The 22,061-nt window shown below is 73.1% G+C and carries 12 protein-coding genes; 6 read left to right on the top strand and 6 right to left on the bottom strand.

Annotation, left to right across the window (positions count from 1 at the left end):
• Positions 1 to 39 precede the first annotated feature (39 nt).
• Complete coding sequence (locus ACWKZU_RS08250; protein ID WP_449281840.1) at positions 40 to 3,414, bottom strand: putative Ig domain-containing protein; 3,375 nt, start codon at positions 3,412 to 3,414, stop codon at positions 40 to 42.
• Between the two features lie 226 nt (positions 3,415 to 3,640).
• Complete coding sequence (locus ACWKZU_RS08245) at positions 3,641 to 4,774, bottom strand: ROK family protein (RefSeq protein ID WP_449281839.1); 1,134 nt, start codon at positions 4,772 to 4,774, stop codon at positions 3,641 to 3,643.
• A 236-nt stretch (positions 4,775 to 5,010) separates the two neighbouring features.
• Here ACWKZU_RS08245 and ACWKZU_RS08240 point away from each other — a divergent pair, with 236 nt between their 5' ends.
• The 3 genes from ACWKZU_RS08240 (at position 5,011) to ACWKZU_RS08230 (ending at position 8,264) form a co-directional block, all read left to right on the top strand.
• Positions 5,011 to 6,087 (top strand): sugar ABC transporter substrate-binding protein, encoded by a 1,077-nt coding sequence (locus ACWKZU_RS08240; RefSeq protein WP_449281838.1) that lies wholly within the window; start codon positions 5,011 to 5,013, stop codon positions 6,085 to 6,087.
• Between the two features lie 75 nt (positions 6,088 to 6,162).
• A complete protein-coding gene (locus ACWKZU_RS08235) occupies positions 6,163 to 6,969 on the top strand; it encodes an ATP-binding cassette domain-containing protein (RefSeq protein ID WP_449281837.1) in 807 nt (268 codons plus the stop codon).
• On the top strand, positions 6,966 to 8,264 hold the full coding sequence (locus ACWKZU_RS08230; protein ID WP_449281836.1) for a sugar ABC transporter permease: 1,299 nt from the start codon (positions 6,966 to 6,968) through the stop codon (positions 8,262 to 8,264). Before ACWKZU_RS08235 ends, ACWKZU_RS08230 begins: the two co-directional genes overlap by 4 nt.
• Positions 8,265 to 8,292: 28 nt before the next feature.
• On the opposite strand, the gene ACWKZU_RS08225 is transcribed toward ACWKZU_RS08230, so the two are convergent.
• The gene (locus ACWKZU_RS08225) at positions 8,293 to 9,666 is read right to left on the bottom strand and encodes an MFS transporter (protein WP_449281835.1); all 1,374 of its coding nucleotides are present in this window, start codon (positions 9,664 to 9,666) and stop codon (positions 8,293 to 8,295) included.
• Positions 9,667 to 9,757: 91 nt separating this feature from the next.
• Positions 9,758 to 10,153 (bottom strand): hypothetical protein, encoded by a 396-nt coding sequence (locus ACWKZU_RS08220; RefSeq protein ID WP_449281834.1) that lies wholly within the window; start codon positions 10,151 to 10,153, stop codon positions 9,758 to 9,760.
• Positions 10,154 to 10,477: 324 nt separating this feature from the next.
• Between ACWKZU_RS08220 and ACWKZU_RS08215 the strand changes: the two genes are divergently transcribed.
• A complete protein-coding gene (locus ACWKZU_RS08215; RefSeq protein ID WP_449281833.1) occupies positions 10,478 to 17,809 on the top strand; it encodes a fibronectin type III domain-containing protein in 7,332 nt (2,443 codons plus the stop codon).
• A 103-nt stretch (positions 17,810 to 17,912) separates the two neighbouring features.
• Here ACWKZU_RS08215 and ACWKZU_RS08210 read toward each other — a convergent pair whose 3' ends face one another.
• Together ACWKZU_RS08210 and ACWKZU_RS08205 are read right to left on the bottom strand one after the other, a co-directional pair.
• Entirely contained in the window at positions 17,913 to 18,893 is a 981-nt protein-coding gene (locus ACWKZU_RS08210) for a VOC family protein (protein ID WP_449281832.1), read from the bottom strand.
• A 67-nt stretch (positions 18,894 to 18,960) separates the two neighbouring features.
• Positions 18,961 to 19,536: a helix-turn-helix domain-containing protein gene (locus tag ACWKZU_RS08205; RefSeq protein WP_449281831.1), complete on the bottom strand. Its 576-nt coding sequence runs from the start codon at positions 19,534 to 19,536 to the stop codon at positions 18,961 to 18,963.
• 97 nt (positions 19,537 to 19,633) lie between these two features.
• On the opposite strand from ACWKZU_RS08205, the gene ACWKZU_RS08200 reads away from it, so the two are divergent.
• A complete protein-coding gene (locus ACWKZU_RS08200) occupies positions 19,634 to 21,100 on the top strand; it encodes a DHA2 family efflux MFS transporter permease subunit (protein WP_449281830.1) in 1,467 nt (488 codons plus the stop codon).
• Positions 21,097 to 22,011: a hypothetical protein gene (locus ACWKZU_RS08195; protein WP_449281829.1), complete on the top strand. Its 915-nt coding sequence runs from the start codon at positions 21,097 to 21,099 to the stop codon at positions 22,009 to 22,011. The genes ACWKZU_RS08200 and ACWKZU_RS08195 overlap by 4 nt, the downstream gene beginning before the upstream one ends.
• The last annotated feature ends 50 nt before the right edge of the window (positions 22,012 to 22,061 follow it).

Here is a 22,061-nt window from a genome sequence, read left to right as displayed (position 1 = left end):
TCACTGCGAGCCCCCTGAGCGTCACGCCGCGTTCGGCGGTCAGCCGATCCGGTGTCGGCGTCGCAGCACGAGCGCCAGGCCGCCCGCGAGCAGCAGGGCCCCGGTCAGCAGGGCGGCGAGGCCGCCCTCGGCACCGGTCGAGACCAGGCCGCTCGCACCGGACCCGTCGCCCGAGCCGTCGGCGCCCGCCGAGGCGTCCTGCTCGTTGCCCGGATCCTCCGGATTCTCGGCGGCCGCGGCAGCGACCTCGCCCGAGAACTCGAAGGTCAGCAGCTCCTCCGTGCCGTTGTCGACGGTGACCACGAAGAAGTAGCGTCCCGGCTGGGTCGGCGTGCCGGTGAGCATGCCGGTCGCCGGATCGAGCGACAGGCCCTCGGGCAGCTGACCGGAGGTCACGCGGTAGGTCGGCGCCGGGTCGGCGTTCACGCCCTTGCCGAGATCCACCGAGACGGGCTTGCCCTCCACGAGCTGCGGCAGCTTGGGGGCGTTCCCGCCCGTCTGCGCGGGGGACTGCACCACGGTGCCGCCGAACTCGTGGGTGATCGGATCGCCCACGCCGTTGTCCGCGGTCACGGTGAAGGCGAACCTCCCCGCCTCCGTCGGCGTGCCGGTGATGTCGCCCGTGGCCGGGTTCAGCGCGAGGCCCTTCGGCAGCGCCCCGGCCGTCACCGAGTAGCTCGCCGCCGGGGTGCCCTGGGCGAAGACCGCGTCCGCGAACGGAGCGCCGACGCGCGGCTGGGCGATCGTCGTGTCGACCCACTGCGGCGCCGCGTTCACGATGCCCGTGAACTCGAGCAGCGCGGGATCGCCGATGCCGTTGGAGGCCTCGAGGGTGAACGCGTAGGGACCGGGTTCGGTCGGCGTGCCCGTGATCGCCCCGGTCGCCTCGTCGAGGCTCAGCCCGGCGGGCAGGGCCCCCTCGGAGACGCGGTACGCGGGGGCGGGGGTGCCGATCGCCGTAGCCGACTCCGAGACCTCCGTGCCGACGACGAGCGCGAGCCCGTCGTGCGGGTTCCAGATCGGCGCCTGGTCGACGACACCGGTGAACTCCCGCGTGGTCTCGTCGCCCACGCCGTTGGCGGCGGTGACGGTGAAGGCGTAGGGGCCCGCGGTCGTCGGGGTGCCGGTGAAGGCGCCCGTGGCCGGGTCCAGCGAGATCCCCTCGGGGAGCGAGCCCGCGGTGACGGCGTACGCGGCTGCCGGCGTGCCGGTGGCGTTCACCGCACCGGTCGCCGCGTCGCCCACGATCCAGTGGCCGGGAGCGCCCGTGATCGCACCCGGCGCCTCGACCACGGTGCCCGACACCGGCAGCGAGCTGCTGCCGTGGTCGTTGGTCGCGACGATGGTGAACGAGTAGGCGCCCGCCGTCGTCGGGGTGCCCGAGACGCGACCGGTGGCCGGATCCAGCGAGAGCCCGTTCGGAAGCGCGCCCTCGCCGATCGAGTACTCGGGTGCGGGGGTGCCGTCGGCCGTGAACGTCACGTCGACGGGCTCGCCGACCTGCGGCGTCCAGCCCGGCTGCGCGCTCCAGCCCGGCGCCTGCTCGACCGTGCCCGTGAACTCGCGGAACGTGTCGGACCCGATGCCGTTGGACGCCGTGATCCGGAAGGAGTATGCGCCGGCGGAGGTCGGGGTGCCGCTGAAGGCGCCCGTCGCGGGGTCGAGCGTCACGCCGTCGGGCAGCACGCCGTTCGAGACGGTGAAGGTCGGCGCCGGGGTGCCGGTCGTGGAGACCGCGCCGCTCGCCGCGCCGCCGACGACGAACAGGTCGGGCCCACCCGTGATCGGGCCGGGAGCCGCGTTCACCGTGCCGGTGACGACGAGGTCGTCGGTGCCCGTCGGGTTCGTCGCGCGCAGCGTGAACTCGTAGGGGCCGGCGGCCGTCGGGGTGCCGCTCACGACGCCGGTCGTCGCGTTGAAGTTCAGGCCGGCGGGGAGGGAGCCCGAGAGCAGCGAGTAGGTGGGCTTCGTCATGCCGGTCGCGGTGAAGGTCGTCGACAGCGGCGTGCCGACGACGGCGCTGCCGAGCGGCTGCACGGTCCACGCTGGAGCCGCCGGGCTGCCGCAGGTGAAGCCGTTCAGGACCGTCGACTGGGCGCTCGTCGAGCCGATCGCGTTGGTCTTCGTCACGGTGATGCGCAGCTGGCTCCCGGGAGCCTCGACCAGGTAGCAGCTCGCCCCGGTGGCGCCGGGGATCGACGTCGTGGTGCTGCCGACGGTGCTGGTCCACTGGTAGGAGGTACCCGTGATGGGGGAGCCGCCGTCGACCCAGCTGCCCTCGTTCGCGGTGATCGTGTCGCCCTCGGCGAACGGGCCGTTCACGAAGGGCGCGCCGACGTTCTGGGGGGCGGTGCGCGCCGCGAGCACCCGGAAGGAGCGCGCGACGGTCTCGGCGGGAACGTAGTCGCCGCCGCCCGCCTGGTTCGCCAGCACCGTGCAGATCCCGAGGTTGCCGGTGAGGGTGACGGTGGTGCCGCTCACGGTGCAGATCGAGGTGGTGCCGGAGCTGAAGGTCACGGCGCCGCCCGACGCGGCCGTGGCCGAGACGGTGAGCGGGCCATCGGCGACCACGCGATCCGACAGGCTCGCGAAGTTGATCGAGTTCGCGAGGCCGAGCTTCACGACGCTGTCGATGTACATGTTCGACCCGAGTGCGTAGCCGCCGGTCTGGTCGTAGCTGCCGTTGACGAAGCGGAACCGGTAGGTGCCGTTCGCGGGGATCTCCTTGCTCGCGGTGGTCCAGTTCTGGGTCGCACCGCGGCCGTAGGCGATGAGCGTGTGATCCGCCGGGGTGCCGTAGCCGTTGCCGTCGACCTTCACCAGGTAGGCGTAGACCTCGTAGTCGTCGCTGACGCGCTGGGCGGCCCAGTCGAAGGAGACCGCCTGGCCGACCGTCGCGGTGAACGGCTGCGTGTAGACGTCGGGGCCGAAGGTCGAGCAGTAGGTGGTGAGCCCGCCGAAGGTGTTGGTCCCCTGGCAGTTGGTGCTGGAGGACAGCTGCATCACGCCCGAACGGCCCCCGAAGGTGGCGTTGGTGTTCGACGACCAGGTGCCCGCGTTCGTGAGCGCGCGCTCGTCGCTCTCGCGCTGCCACCCGGCGTTGCCCGTGTGGTAGTTGAAGTCGGTGATGAACTCGTAGGGATCCTGCGTGCGCGAATCCGTGCCGCGCACGGTGTACGGGCCGATGCCGCTGATGGCCACCGGCTTGCGCTGCGAGCGGCTGGCCAGATCGCCGAGGATCACGCGACTGTTGTTGGGCGCCTCGAACGCGATGTTCTGCACGGCGGCCTCGGCCGGTGCGGCGCCGGCGCCGAGGACGATGGTCGAGAGCGCGACCGCGGTGGTCGCGACGAGGGCGAGTGCGCGTTTCGCGCGGAATCGAGTGCGCCTTCTGGGCACGCCGAATACGGACATCTCTGTCTCCAAGGTTTGCTTGGCGACACGAAAGAGCGATCCCCATGTCCCCGAAAACGACAAACTGCGTGATCGCTCACGTCCCCCGCGGGAAACAGTAGCAGCGGCTGTGGCCCGGGTACAAGAATTTCACCGACGCATCGCGAAAGATGTATTCGCACGCCGTACTCGGCGGGGCGGGGCGGGGCGAGCCGAGGTGATCCGCGCCCGTGGCCGCCGCGGGCGCTCAGCGCTGCACGCCCGCTCTCGTCGGAATGGCCCCGGCCCGCATCGCCACGGTGAGCGCCCCCTGCACGGGCGACATCGCGCCGTGATTGCTCGGCCCGACGGTGAAGTCCCCGAGGATCTCGCGGTGCACGAGCTTCCGGATCCGCGCGTTCGCACCCTCGACGATCGATCCCACGGGGATGTCCTCGAGCCCGCCGATCATCAGCCGTCCCGGCTGCAGCGCGGCGATGACGGGTGCGAGCACGGTGCCGATGGCCTCGCCCGCGTCGTGCATCGCGCGCTCGCTCGCGATGTCCCTCTGGGCGAGCAGCCGCTCGAGCCCCTGCCGGTCGAGCCGTCCGTGGATCGGCTCCAGCGATCGGAGGATCGCGGGCACGGACGCCAGCGTCTCCAGACAGCCGCGATTGCCGCAGCCGCAGAGCTGGCCCTCCTGCCGCAGCGCGAGGTGGCCGATCTCGCCGGCCTGCCCGAACGACCCCCGGACCAGCTGATTCCCGATGATGACCCCCGCGCCGATGCCCGTCGAGACCTTCACGAAGATGAGGCTCGACATCGTGCCGTCGTGCTCGGCGAGGGCGCCGGCGTTGGCGTCGTTCTCGACCGCGATGGGCACGTCGAAGACCCGGCGCACCGTCTCCGAGACGGGGATGCCGTTCCAGCTGCTGATGAAGGGGGACCTCACGATCTCTCCGTTCGAGACCGGCTGCGGCACGATGACCCCGACGGAGAGGAGCTCGCCGTGCTCGGCACAGCTCTCGACGAGGGTGCGGGCCGTCTCGAGGGCCTCGTCGAGCGCCGAACGGGGATCGCGATCGACCGGTTCCTGCCTGCTGTCGTGCACCAGGATGGTCCCGCGACTGTCGGCGATCACGACCGATCGGTGCGCGTGGCCGAGGTCGATCGCGCAGATGACCCCCCGCGGAGGCACGAGCGCGAGCTTCGACGCGCGTCTGCCGCGCCCGCCGCCCTCGCCGTCCGCGGCGGCTGTGACCACTCCGGCCTCGAGCAGCTCCGAGATCCCGGCCGTCACGGTGGCGCGCGAGAGCCCGGTCTCGGCGACGAGCTCGGCGCGGGTCGCCGCGCCCAGGCGGCGGAGGGCGGACGCAATCGTCTCGTTCGTCCGGGTACTCACGCTGGAAGGGTCCCTGTGCTCGCCATAGAAGAATTTTGATCACAGTCAGTCATAAATGACAAGTATCTTTCTGAATTGACGGGAATATTTGACTAAATATTGACAAAAGACATCTCGTTACAGAACTGTTACTGTCAAGTTCTGGTACGAACAACGCCGGTGGGGCAGTATCCAAAGTGCGCGAGCGCGCAAGGGGATCGGGAGGATCCTCCACCTTCGACGAAGAAGAGGCGAACATGAAATCTGCAATGACCTCCGCGGTGGCGCTCTCCGGTGCCCTCGTGCTGGCGCTCACCGCGTGCAGCAGCGGGACCTCCGGGGAGTCCTCCGGCGGCGGCGAGGGTTCGGCCGAGGCCGGCCGCGCGTGCGTGATCCTGCCCGACGCCACCTCGTCGCCCCGCTACGAGAACATGGACCGGCCGTATCTGCAGCAGGGCCTCGAGGCTGCCGGCTTCGAGGCGGACATCCAGAACGCCCAGGGCGACGTCAACAACTACTCCACGATCGCGGATCAGCAGCTCACGCGGGGCTGCGGCGTGATGATCCTCGGCGACTACCAGGGCGCCGCCGAGAAGGTCGCGGAGCGGGCCGCCGCCGAGGGGATCCCCGTCATCGCCTACGACCGCCCCTTCGCCGGCGCCGACTACTACGTCTCCTTCGACAACGTCGAGGTGGGACGACTGCAGGGTCAGACCGTGCTGAACGGCCTCGAAGCGGCGGGCGTCGACCCGGCGGATGCCACCGTCGTCTACATCGGCGGCGACCCGGCGGACGGCAACGCCGCGATGTTCCACGAGGGCGCCGACGAGGTGCTGTCCGAAGCTGGCATCACGCCCGCTCAGGAGCCGCCCGGCGCCTGGGATCAGGCGGTGTCCCAGACGAACTTCGAGCAGGCGCTCACGGCCCTCGACGGCCAGGTCGACGGCGTCTGGGTCGCCAACGACACGAACGCGGCCGGCGTCATCCAGGTTCTGCAGAACAACAACCTCAAGGGCGTGGCGGTCTCCGGGCAGGACGCCAACGTCGCCGGCCTGCAGAACATCCTGCTCGGCTGGCAGACGGCCACCGTCTACAAGCCGGTGGCGGACGAGGCCGCGGCGGCCGTCGAGGTGGCGGTCGCGCTGCTGCAGGGCGAGGAGGTCGAGACCGACGCCGAGCTCGAGGACGGCACGCCCTACGTGCAGGTGACCCCGGTGCTCGTCGGACCGGACGAGGTGATGCAGGTGATCGAGGCCGGAGACGCCTCCTACGAGGACGTCTGCACCGACGAGGTCGCAGCGGCCTGCGAGGAGTTCGGGATCACGGCTCCGTAGCCGGCCTCGTGGGGCGCCGCGATCGTGCCGGCGCCCCGCGAGCCCGCCCGGAAGCCGTCGTGAGGAAGCGGAGATATGTCAGACACGAATGCGGTCGTCCAGCCGATCATCGAGCTGATCGGCGTCAAGAAGTCCTTCGGGCCGGTCAGCGTGCTCAAGGGTGTGAATCTCAAGGTGCATCCGGGGCGGGTCACCGCGCTCGTCGGCGACAACGGGGCGGGGAAGTCGACGCTCATCAAGGGGCTCGCCGGCGTGCAGCCCTACGACGAGGGGCAGGTGCTCGTCGACGGCGAGCATCGGGACCTCAGCACCCCGAGAGACGCATCTGAGCTCGGGATCGAGGTGGTGTACCAGGACCTCGCCCTGTGCGACAACCTCGACATCGTGCAGAACATGTTCCTCGGGCGAGAGGAGCTCTCCTCCGGCACCTTCAACGAGGGGCTCATGGAGAAGGAGGCCTCGGACACGCTGCGCTCCCTCTCGGTCCGCACCGTCAGCTCGGTGCGGCAGAAGGTCTCCTCGCTGTCGGGCGGTCAGCGCCAGACGGTCGCCATCGCGCGGGCGGTGTTGAAGAAGGCCCGCGTGGTGATCCTCGACGAGCCCACGGCGGCGCTCGGCGTCGCCCAGACCGAACAGGTGCTGAACCTGGTCGAGCGGCTCGCGGACCAGGGCGTCGCGGTGATCCTGATCAGCCACAACCTCGTCGACGTGTTCCAGGTCGCCGACGACATCGCGGTGCTGTACCTGGGCCAGATGGTCGCGCAGATCCCGACCGGCGAGACGAGTCGCGACGACGTCGTCGGATACATCACGGGGACGAAGACGCTCGGCGGCGTCGAGATCATCTCCACCGAGGCGATCGATCTGGGAGGATCCCGATGAGCGAGACGACGCAGGGCGAGACGACGCGGAGCGGGACCGCGCAGCCCGCGGCGACGCGGAACGAGGGATCCGCGGAGGCCATCGGCAGCGGGATCGAGGGGGGCCTGCTCGACCAGGTGCGCTCCTGGTGGCAGCGGGTGCGCAGCGGCGAGATGGGCGCGCTCCCGGCCGTCGGCGGCCTCATCGTTCTCGGAGCGCTCTTCAGCGTGCTGAGCCCCTTCTTCCTCACCGAGCGCAACTTCGCGAATCTGCTCAATCAGTCCGCGACGCTCGTGATGCTCGGCGTCGCGCTCGTGTTCGTCCTGCTGCTCGGCGAGATCGACCTGTCGGCCGGTGTCACGGGCGGCGTCGCGATGGCGCTGTTCGTCGTGCTCAACGGGCAGTTCGGCGTCCCCTGGCCCATCGCCCTGCTGGCCGGCTTCGGGTTCGGCCTCGTCTCGGGTGCGCTGATCGGCTTCTTCGTCGCCCGAGTGGGGATCCCCTCCTTCGTCGTGACGCTGGGCCTGTTCCTCGGGTTCCAGGGTCTCGCCCTGGTCATCATCGGGGCGGGCGGTCTGTATCGCATCGAGGTGCCGGAACTGATCGCCCTGCAGAACGGCAACCTCCCCGTGTGGGGCGGGTGGCTCATGCTCGCCGTGATGCTCGTCGTGTCGGCCGCGACGTCGTACTGGGATCGGGCCCGGCGCACGCGCGCCGGTGTGCCGAACCGCACCATCGCCCTCGTCTGGATCAAACTCGCGGCCATCGCGGTGATCGGCGGCATCGTGGTCTACGTGCTGAACCAGGATCGCGGGCAGTCGGTCGTCGCGGTCCAGGGGGTGCCGGTCATCGTCCCCGTCGTGCTCGTGATCCTGTGGGCGGGGACGTTCGTGCTCGACCGCACCCGCTTCGGACGCTACATCTACGCCATCGGCGGGAACGCCGAGGCGGCGCGCCGATCCGGGGTGAAGGTGCGCTGGGTGAAGTGGTGGGCGTTCGTCATCTGCTCGTCGCTCGCGGTCGTCTCGGCGCTGTTCAGCGTCGCACGTGTCGGCTCCGTCGACGCGACGGTCGGGCGGGACATCGTTCTGAGCGGCGTCGCCGCCGCCGTGGTCGGCGGCGTGAGCCTCTTCGGGGGCCGGGGCCGGCTCGTCCACGCCGCGATCGGCGCGCTGGTGATCGCGGTGATCACGAACGGACTCGGGCTGCTCGGCCTGCCGGCGGGCATCAGCCTGCTGGTGACGGGCGGAGTGCTGATCCTCGCGGCGACGGTCGACGCCCTCTCCCGGCTGCGATCGGGCGGAACCCGCCAATAGGGCTGCCGGCTCACCGCTCCCGCCGCCCTCAGCCCCGCGCGTCGCCCATTCTGAGGCCCGGGATCAGAGAGAGCACCAGCACCGCCGCGGCGACGGCGAAGACGGCCGGGAACCCGGAGCCGGCCAGCGGGAAGGAGAGGGACGCCAGGCCGGCCACCGCGATGGCGACCGCCGACCCGGTGGAGTCGGAGACCGAGAGGGCCGATGAGTTGAAGCCCTCGTTCGCCGGGGTCGAGTAGGCGAGGGTCAGCACCGTCAACCGCGGATAGACCAGTCCCATCCCGCCGCCGGCGATGCCCCAGCCGATCACCACGAGCCAGGGCAGGTCATCCGTTACGGCGACGAACAGGAGCGCGAGGATCCCGGCGAGCAGGAGCGGGGCGCTGATCGCGAGGATAACGGTGCTGCCGAGCCGGTCGCCGTACCTGCCCTGGGCGAAGGAGGCCAGCGACCAGGCCAGCGCGGCCGTGGTGAGCGCGAGCCCCGCGATCACCGGGCTGAACGCGAAACGGTCCATGAGGAGCTTGGGCACGAACGCCTCGGCGGCGAGGAACGCCCCCGCGACGAGACCGCGCATGAGGATCACGCTCGGCAGGCCGGGGCGGGCGCTCATGGTTCCGACGGGGAAGAGGGGCCTGACGGCGAGGCCGATGATCGCGATGCACACGAGGGCGATCGGCCAGCCGACGGCGGGCGGCGCCTCGGCCGCGAAACCCGTGCCGACGGCCGCCCCCGCCACGACGGTCGCGAGCAGCAGGCGCAGTACGACCGTGCGGCGGTCGGGTGCAGCGGCGTCGCGCGCCCCCTCCGGGGTCTCCAGGGAGAACCCCCGCAGCTGCGCGGCGACGAGGAGGAACGCCAGCGCGGTGAGGATCGCGACGCCGAGGAACGCCCACCGCCAGTGCAGGAACTGCGCCACCGCGCCCGCGAGGGCCGGGCCGATCATCGACGGCACCACCCAGGCGGCCGCGAACGCGGCGAAGATCCCGCCGTGCAGCTCGCGGGGATACACCCGCGCGATGACGACGTAGAGCGACACCGTCTGCCCGCCCACACCGAGTCCCTGGATCAGGCGACCCGCGATGAACGTGTACATGTCGGGGGCGAAGCCCGAGACGACGAGGCCGATCATGAAGAGCGCCACCGCCGTGTACAGCGGGCCCCTCGGGCCGGTGCGGTCGCTCCACACGCCCGCGGCGACCATTCCGATCACCCCGGTGGCGAGCGTGCCGGAGAAGGCGACCGCGAACAGGGCCTCCCCGTCCAGATCGGTGCTGACGATGGGCATCACCGTGGTCACCGCCAGCGCCTCGATCGCGGCGAGGAAGATCAGGGCCACGGATCCGACCGTGATGCCCAGCCGTGCGCGATCCCAGATCGTCGCCGCGGGAGCGATGCTCACGATCGTGACCTCCAAGCTCTGCGCCGCGTGAGGCGAACCACTCACCACTGTACCGTCCGGTCTCTTCGCCGGGCGGGAGCGGGGTCCGCGCTCAGGACACGAGCAGGGGGAGGAACGACAGGATCGTGCTCACGACCCCGATCGCGGTGAGGGCGAGCCCGGCGACGTAGACGGCGTGCAGCACCGGGCGGCGGGGCTCGGGCCGCATCCGCTGCGGGTGACGCTCGCTGATGAACGCGTCGGCGGTCTCCCGTCCGCGCCAGAGCAGCGTCTCGTCCGCGGTCAGCAGGCGCTCCCAGAAGTCGTCCGCCGCGTACCAGCGGGCGCGGATCCGGGATCCCTCCTCGACGAGCACGATCTCGACGGGCACCCAGCGCCCGTCGCCGGCCTTCACGAGGAGGGCGATCAGCAGCGCGGGCAGGCCGATCCCGAATCCGAACCAGGAGAGCACCTCGCCGATGGCGCCCAGCGCATCGATCGCGTTCACCCGCGCTCCCGTCCTCATCCGTGGCGAGGGAACCAGGCTCGCGAAAAAAGGGGTTCGCTGCGATCGTAGATCACCGCGAACCCCCGCCGCACCTCGCACCGCGGGTGCGCCGCGCGGATCCGCGGACCGCCCCGGGCGAGCGCCCGACGCCCTCCGGGGGAGCGCCCGGCGCGTGCCCGGAGAGGGAGAAGAATCGGGATAGTGTTTCCCGCCGCGTCGCATTGCGAGTTCCGGGCGCAAATAGCATGGTTGCCGACGCGCTGGCGAGTCGGGGTAGAGCAGTCAGCCAAGAGGGGATCTCAGCGCGCAGAAGGTTGGGGTACCTTGCAGAACAGAGTCGTGCGCCGTCCGCTGGGGATCGCACTCGCTTTCGCAACCATCGCGGCGCTCGTGGGCAGCAGCCTGCTCATCACCGGATCACCGGGCTGGACCGCGCCGCAGCAGCACTCGCAGACCTTCGGCTACACCGGATCGACGACCGTGTGGACGGTCCCGAGCGGAGTGCGGTCCGTGCAGGTCGAGATCCGCGGCGGCCAGGGAGGCAACGGCGGCGACGACGCCGCAGGCGCCCCGGCCATCAGCACCTACCGGGGCGTGATCACCGGCACCCTCGAGGTCGCTCCGGGGCAGGCGCTCACCGTGGCCGTCGGCAGCGGCGGGGCGACCGGCGCGAGCAGCGCCCAGGGATCCGCCGCCGGGCCGGCGGGCGGGAACAACCCGCTGCCGGGCTACAACGGCGGCACGGGCGGCAAGGTCGGCACCGCCGGCAGCTCGGGCCAGGGCGGCGGCGGCGGCGCGGCCAGCGTGCTGCAGGTCGCGGGCCAGGACATCGTCGCGGGCGGCGGCGGCGGCAACGGCGGCTCCGGCCAGTACGCGCCGACCCGGGGCCGCGTCGCGGACAGCGTCTTCGTCCCCCGCACCGACGCCGTCTCCACCGACGGCCAGGTCGGGCTGCAGCCGAGCGGCGGCAACAACGACGGCGGTGGCTCGGGCGGCGGTGGCGGCGGCGCCCAGGGCGGCGCCCAGGGTCGCGTGGAGTTCGGCGCGGGCACCTCGACCGAGTGGTTCGGCTACGGCGGCTCGGTCGGCCAGAACTCCACGGCGTCGTTCACCACGCTCAGCGCGGGGTACGAGCACCTCGCCCAGAACACGGGCCACGGATCGATCGTGCTCCGCTGGGTGACGGGCGTCGCAGCGGCACCCGCGGCGCCGCAGGGCGTCGCCGGGATCGGCGAGGTCGACCTCTACTGGGACGCGCCGACCGAGATCGGCCAGGGCCCCATCACCGACTACCGGGTGCAGTTCAGCGCCAACGGCGGCACGACCTGGAGCGATGCCCCGTCCGTCGGATCCGCCACCGCCGAGCAGACCGTCACCGGGCTGAGCAACGGGACCGCCTACGTCTTCCGAGTCGCGGCGGTGACGCCCGCGGGCATCGGCGACTACTCGCCGCCGTCCCAGCCGCTCACCCCCTTCGCGCTCCCGTCCGCGCCGACGATCACGAGCGTCGATCCGCTGGACGGCGCGCTCTCGGTGGGCTTCACCGCACCCGCGACCGGCGCTCCGCCGACCGGCTATCAGTACCGGATCGACGGGGGCGCCTGGGTGCCCGTGGCGGGTACCGGCCAGCCGATCACGATCTCCGGCCTGAGCAACGGCACGCCCTACAGCGTCGAGATCCGCGCGACGAGCGGCGTCGGCGCCGGCGCCGCGAGCGCGCCCGAGAACGGCACCCCGCGTGCGGTCCCCGGCGCTCCGACGGTGACCGGGGTCGTCGCCGGCGTGGGCACCGGAACCGTCTCCTTCACCGCCGGCTTCGACGGCGGATCGCCCATCACCGGCTACGAGTACCGCCTCGACGGCGGCTCCTGGCAGACGATCGGGTCGGGGACGAGCCCGCTCGCGCTGAGCGGGCTCGGCGACGCCACCGCCACCGCGGTCGAGATCCGCGCGGTGAACGCGGTCGGCGCTGGAGCGCCCAGCGCGCCGATCACCGTCACGACCCCCGATGTCCCGGGGGCGCTCGTCGACGCCGCGGCGGTCGGGCTCGACCGCGCGGTGTCGGTGGACTTCGCGCTCGGCACCACCGGCGGATCGCCGATCACCGGCGTCGAGATCAGCCTCGACGGCGGTGCGAGCTGGTCGCCGGCCGGCCTGTCGGGGCCGATCACGATCCCCGGCCTCGTGAACGGGACCGAGCAGAGCGTGCGGCTGCGCGCGGTGAACGCGGTGGGCGCCGGGCCCGCGACGACCGTCGCGGCCACGCCGGCCACGGTGCCGGGAGCGCCCGGCATCGCCTCGGTGGACGACAACGGGGCCGGTGCGCTCGAGGTGGCGTTCACCCCTCCCGCGCAGGACGGCGGTTCCCCGATCACGGGCTACGAGTACTCGACGGACGGCGGCCTGAGCTGGGCCGCCGCGGACGGGGGATCCTCTCCGCTCACCATCACGCAGGGGAGCGACGGCGGTGCGCTCGATCCCGAGACCGTGTATCCGGTCGCGCTGCGCGCGGTCAACGGCGCCGGAGCCGGTCCCGCCTCCTCCGCGGTGAACACCCTCGGGCCGGTGCCGCCGGTGCTCGCGGGACCGCCGACGATCACGGCGGTCGTCTCGCAGCCGGGCGCCCTGGCCGTCGAATTCACCCCCGGCGACAACGGCGGCGAGACCGTGACCGAGTACCAGTACTCCGTCGACGGCGGCGCGAGCTGGTCGTCGACGGGTTCCCTCTCCGGTCGCTTCGTCATCGGCGGGCTCGCCGACGGCACCTCCTACCCGGTGCTCGTGCGCGCCGTGACGAGCGCCGGCGACGGTGCGAGCTCGGCCCCGGTCTCCGGCACCCCCGCCTCCGCCCCCGGAGCGCCGACGCTCACGGCGCTGCAGCGCGGCGACGGACAGCTCACGGTCGAGGCGACGCTCGGCGGCAGCGGCGGATCCCCCGTCACCGACCTCGAGTACACGCTCGACGGCGGTTCGACCTGGCACCCCACGGGCCTGACCGAGGGGCCGGTCACGATCTCCGGCCTGAACAACGGCCAGAGCGTCACGGTGCAGCTCCGCGCGCGCAACGCGGTCGGGGTGAGCGGCGGTTCGAACCCGCTCACCGCCAGCCCGGCCGCAGCACCGCCGCAGCCGGCGCTCACGCTGACCCCCGGCGACACGACCGTCGCCGTCGCGGCCTCCTTCCCGTCGGACGGCGGTGCGCCGCTGACCCGCATCGAGTACTCGCTCGACGGCGGCTCGACCTGGTTGGACACGGGCAGTCTCTCCGGCGCCCTGCTGCTGACCGGCCGCGCGAACGGCACGCCGGTCGAGGTGCGCCTGCGCGGAGTGAACGCGATCGGCGCCGGCGCCGTCGCGGTCGAGACCGCGACCCCGCGCACGGTTCCGGGCCCGCCCACCGACGTGGTGACCGTGGGGAACACCTCCTCGGTCGAGGTCGCCTGGCAGGCGCCGGCCGACGACGGCGGATCGCCGATCACCGGCTACACGGCGTACGCGTACAGCAGCCCGAGCTCCACGACGCCGGTGGCCTCCTGCACCAGCACCGGCGCGCAGGCGTGCACCATCCCCGGTCTCGCGAACGGCACCACGTACTTCGTCGCCGTGGCGGCGAAGAACGCGGCGGGCACCGGACCGGAGTCGGTGCGGCGCCCCTCGGCGATGCCGCTCGTGCGACCGGGAGCGCCCAACCTCACGGCGGTGACCGCGGGGGATCAGCGCCTGACGCTGACCTTCGCGGCGGGGACGGCCGGGGACCGGCCGATCCAGCGCTACGAGTACACCGTCGACGGCGGCACGACCTGGCTGCCGCTCGGAACGGGCAGCCCGGCGAACGTCTCGGGTCTCGTGAACGGCACCCTCTACAGCGCGCAGGTGCGCGCCGTGAGCGAGGCCGGCCCGGGTCCTGCCTCCAATGCGCGCACCGGAACCCCGTACGGCTATCCGTTCGCGCCCACGAACATCGTCGCGACGCCCGGCAGCGGGAGCGCCGCCGTGACCTGGAGCCCGGCCGACCTGAACGGCACCGCACTGTCCCGGTACGCGGTGACGCTGTTCAACGCGCAGAGCGGCGGCGCGGTGGTGGCGGGTCCCGTCTACACGACGGGGACCAGCCACACCTTCACCGGGCTCGCGAACGGCACGACCTACTACGCCTCGATCCAGACCGAGGCCACGGCGCCCGTCGGAGGCACGCTGTACTCCGAGCGGTCCGATCCGCGCGTTCCGGTGACGCCCAATCAGGCGGGCACCCCGCCGACCTTCGGCACGCCCACGCGCACGGCGGACGGGTACACGGTCACGATCACCAACTACCAGGCCTCGTCGTCGTACACCCTGAACCAGGCCGGGCTCCCCGCGGGCGCCTCGGCCACTCGCTCGGGCGGCACCATCACGGTGACCGGCCTGGCTCCCGGAGCCGGCGGCACGGTCGGGGTCACGGTGACGCGATCCGGATTCACGCCGGCCACGGCCGCCGTGATGGGCACCGCGCTGAACGCCGGAGTGGAGCCCCAGTTCGGGGCGCCCGTGCCCACGGTCGACGGCTACACGGTGCAGATCACCAACTTCGATGCGGCCGCGAGCTACTCGACCTCCGGCCTGGCGTCCGGAGCGGCGGCGACCGTCGGCGCGACCGGGCTGGTGACCGTCACCGGCGTCGCCCCCGGCGCCACGCAGAGCGTGACGGTCCGGGCCGCGAAGACGGGCTCCGTGGACGGGGTCGGGTCGACGCAGGGAACGGCGCTCGCCGCCGCGCTGCAGCCGAGCTTCGGCACGCCGACGCGCACCGCCGACGGCTTCACCGTGCAGATCACCAACTACGACGCGGCGTTCGCCTGGTCGGCCGCGACCTCCACGGGATCCGCGACGGTGAACTCCTCGGGCCTCGTCACCGTCACGGGCATCGTGCCGGGCGGCGCGGCCTCGGTGACCGTCGGCACGAGCCGCGCCGGCTACGCCGAGGGATCGCGGGACGTCTCGGGCTCGGCGCTCGAGGCGGCGCTCTCGCCGGCGTTCGGCGCGGTGACCCGCACGGCGGACGGCTTCACCGTGCAGATCGCGAACTACGACGCGGCGTTCGCCTGGTCGGCCGCCGCTCCCGGCGGCGCGGCGAGCGTGAGCGCGTCGGGGCTGCTGACGGTGACCGGTCTCGACGCCGGATCCGCCGCGACGGCGACGGTGGAGACGAGCCGCGCGGGGTACCTGCCGGGCAGCGGGAGCGTCTCGGGTCAGGCGCTCGGCGCCGGCGCGGCCCCCGAGTTCGGCACGCCCTCGCGCACGGCGAGCGGGTACACGGTGCGGATCGAGAACTTCGATGCGGATGCGAGCTACGCGCTCGACACGTCCGAGCTGCCCGCGGGCGCCACCGCCACCCGTGCCGGGGACACCATCACCGTGATCGGGCTCCTGCCGGGCGCGAGCGGCGAGGTGGGCGCGACGGTGTCGAAGGCCGGCTTCACGAATGCCCGGGGCTCGGTGACGGGTGCGGCGCTGGAGACCGGAGCGGCGCCGGTGTTCGGCACGCCGACGCGCACGGTCGACGGTTACACCGTCGTCATCACGGACTACCAGTCGCTGGCGCTCTACGTGCTCGATCCGACGGCACTGCCCGCAGGCGCCTCGGCGACGCTGGCGGGCGACACGATCACGGTGACGGGCCTGGCCGCCGGAGCGGCCGGCGAGCTCGCCGTCACGGTGACGCGTCCCGGCTTCACGCCCGCCTCCGGCTCGGTGAGCGGCGCGGCGCTGGAGACCGGGGCGGCGCCGGTGTTCGGCGCGCCGGTGCGCACGGCCGACGGCTACACGGTGCTGATCGAGAACTTCGACGCGGACGCGGCGTACACCCTCGACGGCTCGGAGCTGCCGGCCGGTGCGAGCGCCGTGCGCAGCGGCGACACGATCACCGTGACCGGGCTGGCCCCCGGTGAGCGCGGCGAGGTGGGCGTGACGGTCTCGAAGGCCGGATCCACCGACGCCTCCGAGACGGTGGCGGGTACGGCGCTGGAGACGGGCGTCGCGCCGGTGTTCGGCACGCCGGTGCGCACAGCCGACGGCTACACCGTGCTGATCGGGAACTTCGACGCGGACGCCGAGTACGAGTTCTCGGTGCCGGCGGGCGTGACGGCCGCGGTCGACGGCTCGGGCCTCGTGACCGTGAACGGCGTCGATCCGGGTGCGGAGGCGACGCTGGAGGCGACCGTATCGAGGGGCGGATTCACCGACGCCTCGGGCTCGGTGAGCGGTACGGCGCTGGAGACGGGCGTCGCGCCGGTGTTCGGCACGCCGGTGCGCACGGCCGACGGCTACACCGTCGTCATCACGAACCTCGATCCCGATGCCGTCTACGCGCTCGACGAGTCGACGCTGCCCGCGGGGGCTTCGGCCGCACGGAGCGGGGACACCATCACGGTGACCGGGCTCGCGGCCGGCGCGACGGGTGCGGTCGGCGTGACCGCGTCCCGGGCCGACCGCACGGACGCGTCGGCGACTGCGACGGGCACCGCCCTGGAGGCCGCGCTGGTGCCGGAGTTCGGGACCGTGAACCGTACCGCCGACGGCTACTCCGTGCAGATCGTGAACCACGATCCGGCCTTCGACTGGTCGGTCGCCGCTTCGCACGGCGATGTCGCGATCGACGCCTCGGGGCTGGTCACCGTGACCGGCCTGGACCCGGGTGCCGCCGCGACGGTGACCGCGGAGACGAGCCGCACGGGCTACGTGTCCGGCAGCCGCGAGGTGAGCGGCACCGCACTGGAGACCGGCGCGGCGCCGGTGTTCGGCGCGCCGACGCGCACGGTCGACGGCTACACGGTGCGGATCGAGAACTTCGATCCCGACGCGGACTACGCGCTCGACGCGTCCGCGCTGCCCGCGGGCGCCGCCGCCTCTCGTGCCGGGGACACCATCACCGTGACCGGGCTCGCGCCCGGCGCGAGCGGCGAGGTGGGTGTGACCGCGTCGAAGACCGGGTACGCCGACGCCGCGTCGCCGGTGACCGGCACCGCGCTCGAGACGGGCATCGCCCCGGCCTTCGGCCCGGTGACCCGCACGGCCCAGGGCTTCACCGTCGAGATCACCAACTTCGATCCCGCCGCCGAGTACCTCGTCGCGGTGCCTCCGGGGACGACGGCCCGTCTGGTCGGATCGACCCTCGTCGTGACCGGCCTCGCTCCGGGCAAGAGCTCCACGATCGACGTGCGGGTGCAGCTCCCGGGTTCGACCGAGGCCGCCGGTTCGGTCACCGGGACCGCGCAGCAGGCCGGCTCGGCGCCGAAGCTCTCGAAGCCGAGGCCGACCGCGGACGGCTTCGAGGTGACCATCCTCGACTACGACCCGTCGCTCGAGTACACCGTCACGGTGACGCACGGCACGGTGAAGCGCGTCGGCGCGCTGATCGTGGTCACCGGGCTGGAGCCGGGGCAGGAGGCGGTGCTGACGGTGACGGCATCGAACGCCGACACGGCCGCCGGCACCCAGGCCGTCGCGGGTGCCGCTGCGGCGGCACCCGGCCCGGGCGAGGAGCCCGAGGCCCCCGGCACGACGCCCGGCGGCGGACTCGCCGGAACCGGTGCCGCGGGTGCCGCGCCGATCGGCCTGCTCGCAGCCCTCCTGCTGCTCGCCGGGGCGGGGCTCGTCGTGCGGCGCCGCAGGGTCTGAGCGCACGGGCTCCGGAACGGCCGCCCGCTCCGGAGCCCGCCTCGCCGTCGGCGAGGGGATCCCGTCCGCTCGCTCTCAGCCCGCTGCGCCCGGTCCGCCGCGCTCAGTCCGCCGCGGACACCCGCACGACATTGCCCCAGGGGTCTGCGGTCGTGAGGGTACCGGCGGAGCGCTCGTAGTCGTGGCCGGCCTCGTCGAGCCGCTCGGCGATCCCGTCGACGGCGGTGCCGTCGGGCACGGCGACGGTGAGGGAGCCGAGGCCGGTGGCGTTCTGGCGCGGGCCCGCGCCGGCGCTCTGCCAGGTGTTCGTCGCGAGGTGGTGGTGGTAGCCGCCGGCCGCGTAGAACAGGGCTCCGTCGGTGCTCGAGGTGACCGCGAAGCCGAGGGCGTCGGCGTAGAAGGCGCGCGCCTCCTCGAGATCCCCGACCTTCAGGTGCACGTGCCCCATGTCCGCGGATGCGGGGCCGGCGCCTGCCTCGCCGAGGTGCTCCTGGATGAAGGCGTTGGGGTCGAGCTCCGCCGATCCCATCTGCACCTCGCCGTTCTCCCACCGCCACTCGCTCCGCGGCCGGTCGACGTAGAGCTCGAGGCCGTTGCCCTCGGGATCGAGGAAGTAGAAGGCCTGGCTCACCGCGTGATCGGCCGACCCCTGGAAGGTCTCGGGCGCCACCTCCGCGATGTTCATGAGCACGCTCGCGAGTGCCGCCTCGTCCGGGTAGAGGATCGCCGAGTGGTAGAGGCCGGCCTCGGAGAGGGTGGACCCCGTCTCGCCGCCGGCGCCCGAGGTCAGGCGCAGCAGCGGCGCGTCGAGCCCGAGCACCACCTCGTGGTCCGATTCGCTCAGCACCTCGAGGCCCACGGCCTCCTCGTAGTAGGCGCGCACCTTCGCCGGGTCGTGCGCGCGCAGCTCGACGACGCCCACGGAGGTTCCGTCGGGAAGCGCCGCCGCCGGCGCGCCGTCCCCCGTACCGGCTCGTGAGGACGACACCGCACCCCAGACGATCGCCGATATCGCGGCGAGCACCGCGACGGCGGAGACGACCAGGACGGCACGGGAACGGGGACGCGTCGGGAGAACTGCCATGCTCTCCTCGAACACGGCCGCGGCGGGCGGCATTCCTGCGAATACCCGGTGGAGCGCGGCGACTCCCTCAGGCGCCGGTGCGCTCGATGCGGGTGACGGGCCGATCCCCGCGCGGGCCGAAGAGGTGCAGGATCTCGACCGAGAGACCATCGGCGGGGCCGAACCAGTGCGGGGTCATGGGATCGAACTGCGCGGTCTCGCCCGGGTCGAGCAGATGATCCTCGTCGCCGAGCAGCAGCCGCAGCCTCCCGGCGAGGACGTAGAGCCAGGCGTGGCCCGGGTGCGCGACGAGCCGCGGTTCGCGCGGCCCGAGCACGTGCTTGAAGACCTGCACGCGGCTCGGGGCCAGCGTCAGCGGCACGACGACGCCTCCGGTGGCGGCCCGCTGCGGTTCCAGGTGCACGCGCGGATCGCCCGTCGCCGGTGCGGCCACGAGCTGATCCAGCGACACCTCGTACGTCCGCGCGAGCGGGAGCAGCACGTCGAGCGTCGGCTGCCGGCGCCCGGTCTCGATTCGCGAGAGGGCGCTCACCGACAGCCCCGACCGCTCGGCCACCGCGGTCAGCGTGAGCCCCCGGGCCTGCCGCAGCCGGCGCAGGCGCGGGCCGATGGCGCTCAGGATCTCGGCGACGTCCGTATGCATGCCCCCATCTTTGCAGATTCCGCAAAATCACTGGGTCCTGCGGAATCGCGGCGCGAGCATGGGTGGCGACCCACGACCGCCGAGAGAGAGCAGCCCCGTGACCGGATCCATCGCCACCGTCCCCGCCGCACCGCCGGTGCTGAGCGCCCGTCGCAGGTGGGCGGTGCTGACCGTCTGCGCCTCGGCGCTCTTCCTCGTCGGCCTCGATACGACGATCGTGACGGTGGGGCTCCCCGAGATCGGCACGGGGATCGGGATCCCCGGAGACCGGACCGCCTGGGTGATCGACGCCTACACCGTGCCGTTCGCGAGCCTGCTGATCACCTCGGGAGCGTTGGCCGACCGGTTCGGCCGGCGCCGGATCTTCCGGATCGGCCTCGTGGTGTTCGGAGCGTCGTCGCTGGTGTGCGCCGCGGCTCCGACGCCGGAGTTCCTCATCGTCGCCCGAGCCGTGCAGGGCGTCGGGGCGTCGATGCTCACGCCGGTCGCGCTGGCGATCGTGGTGAATGCGATACCCGATCCGCGGGAGCGGGCCCAGGCGATCGGAGTCTGGGGCGCGATGTTCGGCCTGAGCATGGCCGTCGGTCCGGTGGCGGGCGGCGCCCTCATCGCCGCATTCGACTGGCGGGCGATGTTCTGGATCAACGGCCCCGTCGTGCTGGCCGTCCTCGTGCTCGTGTCGGCGCTCGTGCCCGAATCGCGCGCGACGCGCCCCCGGCGGCTCGACCTCCCCGGACAGGTGCTGCTGGCGCTCGTGCTGGGCTCCTCCGTCACCCTGCTGATCGAGGCGCCCCGCCTCGGATGGGCTGCTCCGGCCTCGGTCGCGTCAGCAGGGGTGCTCCTGCTGGCCGGGACCGCGTTCGTGCTGGTGGAATCGCGCCGCAGGCAGCCCCTGATCGATCCGGGGCTGTTCCGCCGGCCGGCGTTCAGCGGCGCCGTCGTCGCGGCGGTGGCCGTGTTCGTCGCCTGCAGCGCGACCCTGCTGCTGACCACGCTCCTGCTGCAGAACGCGCTCGGCTGGGCCCCGCTCTCCGCGGGGGCCGCGATGCTGCCGATGGCGCTCGGCGCGATCGCGGGCGCTCCGCTCGGCGGATACCTCGTCGCGAGGACCGGCGCACGTCTGCCGCTCGTGCTCGCGGGCGCGACCCTGCTGCTCGGCGGGGCGCTGCTCACGGGGTTCGCCGCGGCGACGCACCCTCTGCCCCTGCTGCTCGTCGCCTCCCTCCTCATCGGCACCGGCGTGGGGGTGTCCGGCCCGCCGATCACGAACACCGCGGTCAGCAGCCTGCCGCCGGATCGCGCGGGGGTCGCGGGCGGCATCACCTCGACCGCGCGGCAGGTCGGCACCGCCCTCGGTGTCGCGCTCGCCGGGAGTCCGGCTGGTGGCCTCGCCACGGGCTCGCCGCCGGCCGCGTCGTTCCCCGGGAGCCTGCCCGGCTGGATCCTCGTCGTCGTCTGCGGAGCCGTGGTGCTCGCGACGGCCGCGGTCGTGTCCGGGCCCGCCGCGGCCGCACGATCCGGCGCTCGGCCGGTCCGGACCCCTGACGCGGGGAGCCCGCGATGAGAGCCCTCCTCCTCGGTGCGCGCGGCGCCGTCGGCGCCGTCGTCCACCGCCGGCTGCGGCGCGACGGCTGGACCGTGACCGCCGCGAGCCGCAACGCGGCGGGCGACGCCCGCATCGACCTCGGGGGCGACCTCGCGCCGCTCGCGGATCTCGCCGCGGGCCACGACGTCGTCGTCAACGCGTCGGGGGTGGAGCGCCCCGAGCTCGCGGTCGCCACCGCCCGCACGCCGCTCGTCGACGTCTCGGCCACCGGCGCATACCTCGAGGCGCTGCGGCGGGAGGCGGCCGGTCCGGTCGTGCTCGGCGCGGGACTCGTGCCGGGACTCAGCACGATCCTCGCCCGCTCGATCCCCGGCCGGCCGGGAGACGACGTCGACGTCCTGGTGATGCTCGGCACCGGCGAGCGGCACGGTCCGGCGGCGGTCTCCTGGACGGCCGGACTCGTCGGCACCGATGTGCATCGCCCGCCGGAGGGGCGGCGGGTGCGCAACCTCCGAGAGACGCGGCGGGAGGAGGGGCCCGACGGCCGCGTGCGGCGCTACCTCCGGGCCGACTTCCCGGACCACATCCTGCTCGGCACCCCGCGGGGACCCCGCATCCGCTCGTACCTCACGCTCGACTCCGCGCCGATGACGGCCGCGCTCCGAGCCGTCGGTCGTGTCCCCGTGCTGCGCGGCGCGCTGCGCGCGGCCCCGCACGTCGGCTCGGACGCCTGGCACATCGTGGCCCGCAACCGCCGCACCGGAGAGCGCCGGGAGGCGACCGGGAACGGCCAGTCCGAGGCGACCGGGCGGCTCACGGCTCTCGTCGCCGTCCGCGTCGCGGCCGTCCCCACGGAATCGCGCGCCGTCACCATGGCCGATCTCGCGACGCTCGAGGACGCCCGCGCCGCACTTCTCCGGCGCGGGTGACCCCGGCCCGAGGGCCGGGGTCCGTACGCCGAGCCGGGTCGTCCCGCCCG

It is taken from the genome of Leucobacter sp., from assembly GCF_053528595.1.
The sequence above is the reverse complement of the archived record's forward strand: the minus strand, read 5'-3'. Positions and strand labels throughout refer to the sequence as shown.

Excerpts from the sequence above, each read along its gene's own strand:
- ACWKZU_RS08250 (WP_449281840.1), bottom strand. The coding sequence starts at position 3,414 with ATGTCCGTATTCGGCGTGCCCAGAAGGCGCACTCGATTCCGCGCGAAA.
- ACWKZU_RS08235 (WP_449281837.1), top strand. The coding sequence starts at position 6,163 with ATGTCAGACACGAATGCGGTCGTCCAGCCGATCATCGAGCTGATCGGC.
- ACWKZU_RS08230 (WP_449281836.1), top strand. The coding sequence starts at position 6,966 with ATGAGCGAGACGACGCAGGGCGAGACGACGCGGAGCGGGACCGCGCAG.
- ACWKZU_RS08210 (WP_449281832.1), bottom strand. The coding sequence starts at position 18,893 with ATGGCAGTTCTCCCGACGCGTCCCCGTTCCCGTGCCGTCCTGGTCGTC.
- ACWKZU_RS08205 (WP_449281831.1), bottom strand. The coding sequence starts at position 19,536 with ATGCATACGGACGTCGCCGAGATCCTGAGCGCCATCGGCCCGCGCCTG.
- ACWKZU_RS08240 (WP_449281838.1), top strand. The coding sequence starts at position 5,011 with ATGAAATCTGCAATGACCTCCGCGGTGGCGCTCTCCGGTGCCCTCGTG.
- ACWKZU_RS08195 (WP_449281829.1), top strand. The coding sequence starts at position 21,097 with ATGAGAGCCCTCCTCCTCGGTGCGCGCGGCGCCGTCGGCGCCGTCGTC.